Raw genomic sequence first — 9,446 nt, forward strand, 5'->3', positions numbered from 1 at the left:
CGTTATCCGCGATAGCGCCGCGCAGTCGCCTTACACCGCCCGCGCTTCGTAACGGCGCGGCGGGTTCACAATCTCGTCCTGTGCGCGAACGATTTCCAACTCGTAGCGCCCGGCGAGATGCGTGACCGACAGCACGGCATCGACGGCGGCCAGCGTGTGTTCGAACGCGGCCCGCACCGTATCGCCCTTCAGCAGACGTGCGAGAAAGATGCCCGAGGTCAGGTCGCCCACGCCCACCGGGTGGCGCGAGAACGGGTAGAGCGGGCGCGAGCCATGCCAGGCTTCGTCGGCCGTGACCACGAGCATGTCGAAGCGGCCGGCGGGTTTGCCCGTGTATTCCAGATGCTTGACCAGCACCATCTTCGGCCCTCGTGCGAGCAGCGCACGACAGGCGGCGAGCGCATCGTCGAACGTATCGATCGGATGCTGTGACAGCTTTTCCAGTTCGAGATGATTGGGCGTCATGATGTCGGCCACGTCCGGCATGTGCTCGACCAGATACTGCTCGATGCCCGGTTTGACCTGACACCCTTTCTCCGGATGCCCCATCACCGGGTCGCACAGATAGATCGCCGCCGGATTCGCCTGCTTCACGCGTCGCACGGCCTCGACCACGAAGCCGGCCTGCTCGGGCGCGCCGAGATAACCGGAGAGCACCGCATCGCAATTGGCCAGTTCGCCGATATCGGCGATGCCATCGACCAGCCGCAGAATTTCTTCGCTCGGCAGCGCCTGTCCGGTCCATTTGCCGTATTGCGTGTGATTCGAGAATTGCACCGTGTTGATCGGCCAGACGTTCACGCCAAGACGGCGCATCGGAAACTCGGCGGCGCTGTTGCCGGCATGTCCGAAGACCACATGCGACTGGATGCTGAGAATGTTTTTCATGGTGACGAGGCGGGAAGGCAGAGCCATAGGTAACGCAAAACGCGTCATGCCAAAAGCGACAGACGGTCAGCGTAGCACCGCGCATTACCGGGATGCAATGCCAAGGGCGGCGGGCGGACTGCAAAAGCAGGCGCGGCGCAGCCGGATACGGTGTTCATTCCGTTCACACATCCCCATTCCGGCTCATGCTTTCGTCCACCTCATCCACACGGCCACACGCTTCTGTTGCCGCCACGTCTGCCGCGACGCCAGACGCCATCACAACGCCCAGGCGCAGCGTCATCGCCCGGCGATTTGCCGACGAACTCGATTGCACCGAGGCCGTGCTGAAGCCCGAGACGCTCGCCTTCGCCATTCGCTTCGAAGGCGGCGAAGTGCCGGTGCACAGAGATCTGGCCTATGACCTCTGGTACGCCAGACGTCTCGATGGCACGCGACAGTACTTCGGCAACGAGGGGGTGGTCGACAAGTGGTTCAAGCGCGCTGCGCCGACGCCGGACACTGACGCTGTGACGAGTGCCGTACAGCAGCGATACCGGCTCAAGCGCATGGGGTATCGCTTTGCCGCGCACGCCGTATCTTTGCCGCCGGAGGCTGTGCGCAAACCGCTGCCGCGTGTGGCGCATACGGTATGGCTCGGTGGCAGGATGTCGACATGGATATTTGCCAACATCGCGCGTCTGGGCCGTAGTTTCGAGAAGGCGTCGCCGTCATTTGCCGTGCAACTTCACGTCATGAAGTCGCGTGCGCAGGCACCTGCGTTGCACCAGCAACTCGATGGTTTGCCGAACGTCACAGTCAAAGTCCTCACCGACGAGCCGTTTTTTCGCGACTTCGCGGCTTCGCCGTCGTTTGCCATGTTCCGTGAGCTGACGGCAGCGAAATACTGGAGCGCGCCACACGACGCCGTGCGCTACCGGGTGTTGCACGCACTCGGTGGCATCTTGTTCGATCCGCGCGACAAGTTCCGATTTGGCCCGCTGACGCTGCCTGAGGCGTTGGCGCTGGCCGACGTGGCGGTGAGCGGGTTCATCGTGCCGCCTCATGCTTGCCAATACAGTCCGTTGCATGTGGGAATCATGGCGTCGTTGCCGGGCAATCCGGCCATCGAAGCCATCAACGACAACATGTGGCGCAAGTGGCAGGAGATGACTGGCGACGGCGCGCCGCCGTGCTATCGCGAGTGGTTGTGCGCGCCGACGCAAGCACCGGATGCGTGGCTCACACGTACGTTGAGTGATCTATGCGGCCCGCACCTCGTGACCCATGTGCTGTATGACTGGGTGCCGGGCATCCGCACGATGGTCGACATGATGAAGGCCAACGAGGATGGCATCGAGATAGGCGGGAATGCCCGTCCGGAATACGCGGCGTTGATGGACTACTACTTCGCGTTCGACAAGCAGATGGCCGCCGTAGATTCTGCCGATGACCGGCGAGACATCGCCATGGATCTCGCGCTGGGCGTGCTGGCGCGCTCGGGGTAAATGAAAACGCCCGCTGCCGGATCGCCGTCATCTTTCATGACGGCCCGGCAGCGGGCGTGGCTGGCTCCCGTAAGGGGCGAGCTTACTTCTTCGACGAAATGATCGCTTCGGCCACGTTCTTCGGGGCTTCCGCGTATTGCTTGAACTCCATCGTGTACGTTGCGCGGCCTTGCGTGAGCGAGCGCAGCGATGTCGAGTAGCCGAACATTTCAGACAGCGGCACTTCGGCGCGCACCAGCTTGCCGCCGCCGCCCGCGATGTCGTCCATGCCCTGCAACATGCCGCGACGGCTCGACAGATCGCCCATTACGTTGCCCATGAACTCTTCGGGCGTCTCGACTTCCACCGCCATCATCGGTTCGAGCAGCACCGGTTCGGCGCGGCGCATCGCTTCCTTGAACGCCATCGAACCGGCCATGCGGAACGCGTTTTCGTTCGAGTCCACGTCGTGGTACGAGCCGAACGTGAGCGTGACCTTCACGTTGACCACCGGGTACCCGGCGACCACACCGTTCGGCAGCGTCTCGCGAATGCCCTTGTCCACCGCCGGGATGTACTCGCGCGGCACCACGCCGCCCTTGATGGCGTCGACGAATTCGTACAGCTTTTCCTTGTCCGGTTCGAGCGTGATCACCACGTCGCCGTACTGACCGCGTCCGCCCGACTGCTTGACGAACTTGCCCTGCACGTCCTCGATTTTCTTGCGGACGGTCTCGCGATAGGCCACCTGCGGCTTGCCGACGGTCGCCTCCACGCCAAACTCTCGGCGCATGCGATCGACCAGAATTTCAAGGTGTAGCTCGCCCATGCCCGAGATGATGGTCTGGCCAGACTCTTCGTCGGTCTGCACACGGAACGACGGGTCTTCCTGCGCGAGACGATTGAGCGCCAGGCCCATCTTCTCCTGATCGACCTTCGTCTTCGGCTCGACTGCCTGCGAAATCACCGGCTCCGGGAATTCCATCTTCTCGAGGATGATGATCGCGTCCGGGTCGCACAGCGTGTCGCCCGTGGTCGCTTCCTTCAGGCCGACGGCAGCCGCGATATCGCCCGCGCGCACTTCCTTCAACTCGATGCGCTGGTTGGCGTGCATCTGAAGAATGCGCCCCATGCGCTCTTTCTTGCTCTTGGTCGGGTTATAGACCGTCGCGCCCGATTCGATCACGCCCGAGTACACGCGGAAGAAGATCAATTGGCCGACGAACGGGTCAGTCATGATCTTGAACGCGAGGGCCGAGAACTTCTCGTCATCGGCCGGGTGACGCTCGATCACCTTGTCGTCTTCGTCGTGACCGGCAATGGCAGGCACGTCGACCGGTGAGGGCAGGTAGTCGATCACCGCATCGAGCATGGCCTGCACGCCCTTGTTCTTGAAGGCCGTACCGCACAGCATCGGCACGATCTCGCCGGCGACCGTGCGTTTGCGCAAGCCGGCCTTGATCTCGTCTTCCGTGAGGGCTTCGCCGCCGAGGTATTTCTCGAGCAGCGCCTCGTCAGCCTCGGCCGCCGCTTCGATCAGCTTGTCGTGCCATTCCTGCGCGCTTGCTTTCAGATTGTCGGGAATGTCGATGTAGTCGAACTTCACGCCTTTCGACGCTTCGTCCCAGACGATGCCCTTCATCTTCACCAGGTCGACCACGCCCTGGAAGTTGTCTTCGGCGCCGATCGGAATCTGAATCGGCACGGCGTTGCCGCGCAGACGCTCGTGAATCTGTTTGTACACGCGGAAAAAATCGGCACCGACGCGGTCCATTTTGTTGACGAACGCGATGCGCGGCACCTTGTACTTGTTGGCCTGACGCCAGACCGTTTCCGACTGCGGCTGCACGCCGCCGACCGAGTCGTAGACCATGCAGGCGCCATCGAGCACGCGCATGGAGCGCTCGACTTCAATCGTGAAGTCGACGTGTCCGGGGGTGTCGATGATGTTGATGCGGTGGCGCGGATAGTTGCCGGCCATACCGGCCCAGAAGCAGGTGGTGGCAGCCGACGTAATCGTGATGCCACGCTCCTGTTCCTGCTCCATCCAGTCCATCGTGGCTGCGCCTTCGTGAACTTCGCCGAGCTTGTGATTGACGCCCGTGTAGAACAGGATCCGCTCGGTCGTCGTTGTCTTGCCAGCGTCGATGTGAGCGCTAATGCCAATGTTGCGATAGCGCTCGATGGGAGTTTCTCGGGGCACGATGCACCTCTTTTGCCAGGCGTGGGAAAAGCATAGGAGCAGCCATCATACTCCAATGTCGCGTTACCGCGCTGGCAGGCAATTCGCCCCGAAGACCAGCAGCCACGGGGCTTTGCGACCGACTGGCGCAGGCGGGCAAGCCGCCTGCGCCGGCCTGCTGCATCAGGCGATGTGGCGCTCGCGGGAGAAGGCGAGTACGGCACCGCGCGGGGTGTTGGCCGCGGGTGCCAGGTCGTCACCGTCATGCATCGGGTTCAGGGCCTGCCCGCCGGGCAACTGGAACACGGCGACGGCTTCGCGCAGGTTGCGCGCCTGATCTTCGAGCGAGCCGGCGGCGGCCGTGGCTTCTTCGACGAGGGCGGCATTCTGCTGTGTGACCTGATCCATCTGCATCACGGCGGTGTTGACCTGCTCGATACCGCCAGACTGCTCCGCCGATGCTGCGGAAATCTCACCCATGATGTCGGTCACGCGCTGCACGGCCTGCACGATATCGGTCATGGTGCGGCCGGCCTCGCGCACTTGCGACGAGCCGTCTTCGACCTTGCCGACCGACGTCTCGATGAGCCCCTTGATTTCCTTGGCGGCAGCGGCGCTGCGTTGCGCCAGCGTACGCACCTCACCGGCCACGACAGCGAAGCCACGGCCCTGTTCGCCTGCGCGCGCCGCTTCGACGGCGGCGTTGAGCGCCAGAATATTCGTCTGGAAGGCGATGCCGTCGATCACGCCGATGATGTCGTTGATTTTCGTCGAGCTGGCTGCGATTTCCTGCATCGACGAGACGGCACGCTCCACCACGCGACCGCCTTCGCCCGCAATCTCCGACGCATTCGCGGCCAACTGGCTGGCCTGACGCGCATTGTCGGCGTTCTGTTTGACGGTGGCCGTCAACTGTTCCATCGACGATGCGGTCTCTTCGAGCGATGCCGCCTGCTCTTCGGTACGTGCCGAAAGATCGGTATTGCCGGCGAGCAATTCACCGGATGCCGAGGCAATCGCCGCCGTGCCGGTGCGCACGCGCCGCACAATCTGATCAAGGCTTTCATTCATGTGTTTGAGAGCCGCCATCAACTGGCCAGTCTCGTCGCGGCTCGTGACCTCGATGCGGCTTGTCAGATCGCCTTGCGCCACGCGCTCGGCAATCTGCACGGCGCGCGCGATCGGGCGCGTGACGCTGCGCGTGACCGACCATGCCGCCCCAATCCCCACGATGGCTGCGGCCGCCCCGATGGCAGCAAGCAACCACTTGGCGAAGACAATGTCGGCGCTGGTGGCCGCACCGGTCTCGTCGACGATCTTCTGCTGGAGTTTGACGAGATCCACGGCCTCGGCCTGCATGGCATCGAGCGCGGGCAAGGCCTCGCGTTCCACCACGCCGAGGGCCGCGTCGCGCTGGTCGGCGGCGAGTTGGGTGTTCACGGCGGTGCGGGCCTTCTGGAATGTCTCGTTATGCTGACGAATGCTGGCCAGCAGCGCGCGGCCGTCGTCGGACGTGACGTATTTGTCCAGCACCTGCTGGGCTTGGGCGATACGCGCGAGGTTCACGTCGATGCGCTCGTTGTACGTCTTGCGTAGCGCGGGGTCGTTCGTGGTGAAGACTTCGAGCAGACGGCGTCCGTTGCCGCGCACCATGGCGTCGATGGTGTGGGCCGCATCGGCCTTGGACCAGGCGCTGGTCAGCAGCATCTCGTTGGCGCGTTCGATCGCCACGAAACGTACCAGCGCGATGGTGAGCATGGCGAGCAACAGCACCAGGAGGGTGCCGAAGCCGATGGCCAGCCGGGTCCGGATTTTAAGGTCGGCGATTCGCATAGGGAATGACTCCGTTTTAGGGATGTGATGTCGCAGCGTCACGGGTGACGTGACGTTTGCGACGTTGCGAGGAGTGGTCGCCGGGCTGCCGCGGCACGCGTCAATACAAGGGATACGGTACGACGCGACGTTGGCTCACGCGCCGGGTTCGACACGTGTGACATGTCCGGCGACGCGTGACGGGGGGATTCGAGGGAAGCCAGTCCGTCTACCTTCGTATACGACTTGAAATACGACTCTCTGAAGGTGTCTTACAGACGAACGGGGTAAACGCCGACATGAATCCTATACAAACCTGACGGCGTAAATGGGCGGCAGATGTGTGCTCATGCACTGCCAGCGCTCGCCCGCGTCCTCGCTGATCCACAGGGCGCCGGTGGTCGAACCCATGGCGAGCGTGCGCCCGCTGGCGTCGACATCGAGGCCGTGCCGGTAGATCAGGTCGTACGACGGTGTTTCGGGCAGCCCGTGGGCGAGGGTGGTGAAGGTCTCGCCGCCGTCGCGGGTGCGGGTGACGACGAGGCGGGCGTCGACGGGAATCCGGCAGGCGTCGCGTTGTGCAGGCACGAACCAGGCGGTATCGGGGTCATGCGGATCGACCGCTGCGGCAAAGCCGAAGCTCGACGGCAGGGCATGAATGCGGCGCCATTGGGTGCCGAAATCGAGGCTGCGGAAAATGCCGTTATGGTGCTGAGCCCATAACGCGTTGGGCGCGGTACGGCATTGCACCAGACGGTGGACGTCCTGCGCGTTCGGATCGAGACGACGTTCCGGCGGCATGTAATCCGCCTCCATGCCGGTGGCGGCGAGCGCCCACGTCTGGCCGTCGTCGCGCGTGCGCCAGACGCCGCCGGTCGAGATTGCCACGATGACATGACGGCTGTCGTGCGGGTCGATGCAGATGGAGTGCAGCCCGGGGTGGTCGTAGCCGCCACCCATCCATTCGGCTCGCTCCGGGCGGTCCCACAGGCTTTGCACGAGATGCCAGTGCTCACCGTGATCGGGCGAGCGGAACAAGCCGCCCGGGATCGTGCCGGCCCACAGCACGCCGGGCGCGTCGGGACCGGCGGCTTCTAGTGTCCAGAGAAGTTCGACGCTCGGGGCTTGCGGCTCGGAGGATGTTGGGGGCACTGAGGAAGTCGCAAGTCCCACGTCGTTGGCGCTGCTTGCGTTGCCGGTCCCGGCGCCTGTGCCTGCGCCGTCGGCTTGCGGGTAGGCGGGTGGCGCCAGTTCGGTCCATTCACGGGCGCCGGCCGCTTTGCGCCAGAGCTTCACGCCGAAGTGCCCGAGATTGAGGGCTGCATAGTCGCTGCCATCACGCGCGTCGTGCAGCACCGCGCTCACGGGCTCACCAGGAAACTCAGGGGTACTGGAGACCAACTGCCAGCCTGACGCGTCGCGATGCCAGGTGAACAAGCCCTTGCGGGTGGCGACCCGCAGTGCGGGTCTGGTGTCGCTTTCCACGATCCTCCTCCTCGGCAGTCTGCGGTTTGCTCACCCGTTCGGTTGGCCGCGCAGACCGACTCGCGCATATCGCCGCATCAACCTTTTTTCAGCTGAGAGATTCGTCCACTCACCCGCCAGACAGCGCTTGTGCAACGTACACGCGGCTCTCTGCGTCGAGGGCATCGCTCAGATGACTGCGATCCTTGATCAGATGGCCGTCGACAAAGACCGCGACATGCGCGCGCAAACGGCCCTGATCGTTGAAGAGATAACCGCGCAAGCCGGGCGCCCGCGTCGTGCATGTGGCGAGCGCGGATTGCACGGTGGCACCGTCGACCTGCTGTTCATCGACGGAGACGTGACGTTGAATTGCGGGTGCAAACGTGACGGTTGCCATGTCTCAGTGTAGACAACGGTGCGTGGCCCCGTAGTGCGCGTTGCAGCGCTGTTGCGTGATGGCTGCGTTGTAGCGGGCGGGGAATAACGCCCGCTCCGGGCTGACTGCAAACGCTGCGAGCTGAATCGAGGTGTCGAGAATCGCGATCGACGCGATGCACCCTTTGGTTAACGACCCGTGAGTTTCGGGGCGTGTGAAGCGTGATCCCGGGGCGCGGCATCGTATATCGGACACTCCCCAACCCCATTCACCGCTTTATTGTTCACCATTATCGGAGTGCCCGCGAGCGCAGTGCCGCAGGCCAACACCGGGGGAATGAGCGATGGCGAAGAGCAAAGCACGAGATATTGGAATGGGACGTTGGTCGGACGCGGCGATCCGGCGGCAATTGCGTTTGCACCGGGCGGGCGAGCCGTCGCAGACGGAGGATTCGACGGTCAAGCGACCGCCGGCACTGGCGAAATGCGAGGGCCACTTCGTGTGGCTTGGCCGGCAGGCGGCCTTTGTCGGGCGGCAGGACGGGCACCTGCCCGGCGGCGGCCGGCACTACGCCGTATGCACGTCGCAGGCCAAGCGCTTCGATAGCGTCGATGCGGCCCGCGCAGCGGTGGAGGCACTGACGGGCGATGCGATGGTGATGTACGCGTACGCGTCCAACGGCCCGCTGTACATCGTGGGCGGGGAACCCAGATGGAAGGGCGCGCCGCTAATGTCTCCCGATTGGCGTGCGTAATCGAGGCGCATTGACGGCCGCCAACCGGTTACTTGCCCAACTCGTGACCGATCACGCCGCCGACCACGGCGCCGCCAATCGTGCCTGCGGTGCTGCCGCCAGTAGCTTCGTGGCCGATGACGCCACCGGCTGCGGCGCCGCCGAGTGTGCAACCGACGATGGACGCGCCCATGATGAGCGCGGTGGCCAGAACCAGAATCGACTTCGCCGTCTTCATGATGTGTCTCCTGTAGCGAGTGTCAGCCGCGTTTCACGTATTTCACGCGTAGCCATGTAGCGCGCGGCGGTATGGGTACAGCTTAGTTGTCGCATCGCGCGTGCACTATCGGCTGAAACTGAATCGGCTGTAGGAATAGGACGACAGACACTGCGACGGGAGACTGGGGAAGCGAGGGGGCAGGTACCGGTGCGGGAATGTCATGCAGGCCGCGCGCAGGCGAAATAGAAATGGCACCGCAGAAACGACAAGGGCCGCACAGTGTGCGGCCCTTGAAGGGTATC

At 63.8% G+C, this 9,446-nt stretch carries 8 protein-coding genes; 2 read left to right on the forward strand and 6 right to left on the reverse strand.

Going from position 1 to position 9,446, the window contains the following annotated elements; translation table 11 throughout:
• Positions 1 to 30 precede the first annotated feature (30 nt).
• The gene (pdxY, locus tag CDV46_RS15460) at positions 31 to 888 is read right to left on the reverse strand and encodes a pyridoxal kinase PdxY (RefSeq protein ID WP_087723477.1); all 858 of its coding nucleotides are present in this window, start codon (positions 886 to 888) and stop codon (positions 31 to 33) included.
• Positions 889 to 1,073: 185 nt separating this feature from the next.
• Between pdxY and CDV46_RS15465 the strand changes: the two genes are divergently transcribed.
• Positions 1,074 to 2,375: a hypothetical protein gene (locus tag CDV46_RS15465; protein WP_140413386.1), complete on the forward strand. Its 1,302-nt coding sequence runs from the start codon at positions 1,074 to 1,076 to the stop codon at positions 2,373 to 2,375.
• An 82-nt stretch (positions 2,376 to 2,457) separates the two neighbouring features.
• Here CDV46_RS15465 and fusA read toward each other — a convergent pair whose 3' ends face one another.
• The 4 genes from fusA to CDV46_RS15485 all read right to left on the reverse strand — a co-directional run bounded on the left by fusA (position 2,458) and on the right by CDV46_RS15485 (position 8,212).
• Positions 2,458 to 4,557 (reverse strand): elongation factor G, encoded by a 2,100-nt coding sequence (gene fusA, locus CDV46_RS15470; RefSeq protein WP_087689157.1) that lies wholly within the window; start codon positions 4,555 to 4,557, stop codon positions 2,458 to 2,460.
• 162 nt (positions 4,558 to 4,719) lie between these two features.
• Positions 4,720 to 6,369, reverse strand: coding sequence for a methyl-accepting chemotaxis protein (locus tag CDV46_RS15475; RefSeq protein WP_087689158.1), 1,650 nt, complete (start codon positions 6,367 to 6,369; stop codon positions 4,720 to 4,722).
• A 285-nt stretch (positions 6,370 to 6,654) separates the two neighbouring features.
• Complete coding sequence (locus CDV46_RS15480; protein WP_371328782.1) at positions 6,655 to 7,833, reverse strand: WD40/YVTN/BNR-like repeat-containing protein; 1,179 nt, start codon at positions 7,831 to 7,833, stop codon at positions 6,655 to 6,657.
• Between the two features lie 109 nt (positions 7,834 to 7,942).
• On the reverse strand, positions 7,943 to 8,212 hold the full coding sequence (locus CDV46_RS15485; RefSeq protein ID WP_087723462.1) for a MoaD/ThiS family protein: 270 nt from the start codon (positions 8,210 to 8,212) through the stop codon (positions 7,943 to 7,945).
• Between the two features lie 352 nt (positions 8,213 to 8,564).
• Here CDV46_RS15485 and CDV46_RS15490 point away from each other — a divergent pair, with 352 nt between their 5' ends.
• Positions 8,565 to 8,945, forward strand: a complete 381-nt coding sequence (locus tag CDV46_RS15490; protein WP_087723464.1) for a hypothetical protein — start codon at positions 8,565 to 8,567, stop codon at positions 8,943 to 8,945.
• Between the two features lie 28 nt (positions 8,946 to 8,973).
• Here CDV46_RS15490 and CDV46_RS15495 read toward each other — a convergent pair whose 3' ends face one another.
• Positions 8,974 to 9,162, reverse strand: coding sequence for a glycine zipper 2TM domain-containing protein (locus CDV46_RS15495; protein ID WP_058379190.1), 189 nt, complete (start codon positions 9,160 to 9,162; stop codon positions 8,974 to 8,976).
• Between the last annotated feature and the right edge of the window lie 284 nt (positions 9,163 to 9,446).

It is taken from the genome of Pandoraea sp. PE-S2T-3 (assembly GCF_002179965.1).
Taxonomy (GTDB): domain Bacteria; phylum Pseudomonadota; class Gammaproteobacteria; order Burkholderiales; family Burkholderiaceae; genus Pandoraea.

Coding starts and splice junctions, on each gene's coding strand:
- pdxY (WP_087723477.1), bottom strand. CDS start 888: ATGAAAAACATTCTCAGCATCCAGTCGCATGTGGTCTTCGGACATGCC.
- CDV46_RS15465 (WP_140413386.1), top strand. CDS start 1,074: ATGCTTTCGTCCACCTCATCCACACGGCCACACGCTTCTGTTGCCGCC.
- CDV46_RS15475 (WP_087689158.1), bottom strand. CDS start 6,369: ATGCGAATCGCCGACCTTAAAATCCGGACCCGGCTGGCCATCGGCTTC.
- CDV46_RS15485 (WP_087723462.1), bottom strand. CDS start 8,212: ATGGCAACCGTCACGTTTGCACCCGCAATTCAACGTCACGTCTCCGTC.
- CDV46_RS15490 (WP_087723464.1), top strand. CDS start 8,565: ATGGGACGTTGGTCGGACGCGGCGATCCGGCGGCAATTGCGTTTGCAC.
- CDV46_RS15495 (WP_058379190.1), bottom strand. CDS start 9,162: ATGAAGACGGCGAAGTCGATTCTGGTTCTGGCCACCGCGCTCATCATG.